The organism is Kosakonia sp. Marseille-Q7440, assembly GCF_965119485.1.
The window spans coordinates 1-1,034 of record NZ_CBCPLT010000010.1 but is presented as its reverse complement, the minus strand read 5'-3'; the positions used below and the strand labels follow the sequence as shown (position 1 = coordinate 1,034).

Annotated in this window: 3 protein-coding genes; all 3 read right to left on the bottom strand. The window is 63.7% G+C overall.

Annotated features, from left to right (window positions below; genetic code table 11):
• Positions 1-55: 55 nt before the first annotated feature.
• The 3 genes from ACWPW2_RS22340 to ACWPW2_RS22330 all read right to left on the bottom strand — a co-directional run bounded on the left by ACWPW2_RS22340 (position 56) and on the right by ACWPW2_RS22330 (position 1,023).
• Entirely contained in the window at positions 56-271 is a 216-nt protein-coding gene (locus ACWPW2_RS22340; RefSeq protein WP_454125525.1) for a hypothetical protein, read from the bottom strand.
• 198 nt (positions 272-469) lie between these two features.
• The gene (gene rplO / locus ACWPW2_RS22335) at positions 470-910 is read right to left on the bottom strand and encodes a 50S ribosomal protein L15 (protein ID WP_454125523.1); all 441 of its coding nucleotides are present in this window, start codon (positions 908-910) and stop codon (positions 470-472) included.
• The gene (locus tag ACWPW2_RS22330; protein ID WP_454125527.1) at positions 907-1,023 is read right to left on the bottom strand and encodes an uL30 family ribosomal protein; all 117 of its coding nucleotides are present in this window, start codon (positions 1,021-1,023) and stop codon (positions 907-909) included. Before ACWPW2_RS22330 ends, rplO begins: the two co-directional genes overlap by 4 nt.
• Between the last annotated feature and the right edge of the window lie 11 nt (positions 1,024-1,034).

Genomic DNA, 1,034 nt, shown 5'->3' with positions numbered 1-1,034 from the left:
GTAAAGAAGAAAAGGTGTAGTGAGGATGCGATGGTGCTGAGATGTGAATAAGAGATCAAAGGAGAGGAAGTAGAATAATGAACTGTAGATTTTTTTTTTTTTCAAGCAGAAGACGGCATACGAGATCAGCCTCGGTCTCGTGGGGTAGCTCCTGCAGGTCGAGTTCGAGGATCACGCCATTGGGCACGCCGTGGTGCCGCGCGGTGTCGATGCGACGGGCGACGCCGCGCAGGTCGTCCAGGCCGGGCACGCCGGTCAACAGGGAGAACATGGCTCCGACCCTACCGATGTCGGCCCTTTGTCCGCGAGCGTGCGCGTCCCCGGCCGACGCGCCGAGGTGATAACCGGGTTTGCGCACCCTCACGCCCGGAATCGGTTCGCCGAGCCGGTCCCTAGTGGCCGCGCACACGAAAAAGCCCCTCATTCCCAGGGCGGAAATGAGGGGCCTTCTGCGACTTGCGTGACAGCGCTACAGCTCGGTCGCCGAACCGCCTGCGGCAGTGATCTTCTCCCGGGCGCTGCCGCTGAACTTGTGGGCGCTGACGTCGGCCTTGACCGTCAACTTGCCGTCGCCAAGCACCTTGACCAGGGTGTTCTTCCGGACCGCGCCCTTGGCGACCAGCTCGTCGAGGCCGATGGTGCCACCGTCGGGGAACAACCGGTTGATGTCGCCGACGTTGACGACTTCGTACTCGGTGCGGAACCGGTTCCGGAAGCCCTTCAGCTTGGGCAGCCGCATGTGGATCGGCATCTGCCCGCCCTCGAACCGGACCGGCACGTTCTTGCGCGCCTTGGTGCCCTTCGTGCCACGGCCCGCGGTCTTACCCTTGGAACCCTCACCACGGCCGACGCGGGTCTTCTTGGTGTTCGACCCGGGTGCCGGGCGCAGGTCGTGCAGCTTGATGGTCATTCTGCTTCCTCCACTTGCACGAGGTGGTGAACAACCCGGATCAGCCCGCGGGTCTGCGGGTTGTCCTCACGCACCACCGACTGGCGGATCTTGCGCAGGCCCAGGGTGCGCAGGCTCTCGCGCT

Coding starts and splice junctions, on each gene's coding strand:
- rplO (WP_454125523.1), bottom strand. CDS start 910: ATGACCATCAAGCTGCACGACCTGCGCCCGGCACCCGGGTCGAACACC.
- ACWPW2_RS22340 (WP_454125525.1), bottom strand. CDS start 271: ATGTTCTCCCTGTTGACCGGCGTGCCCGGCCTGGACGACCTGCGCGGC.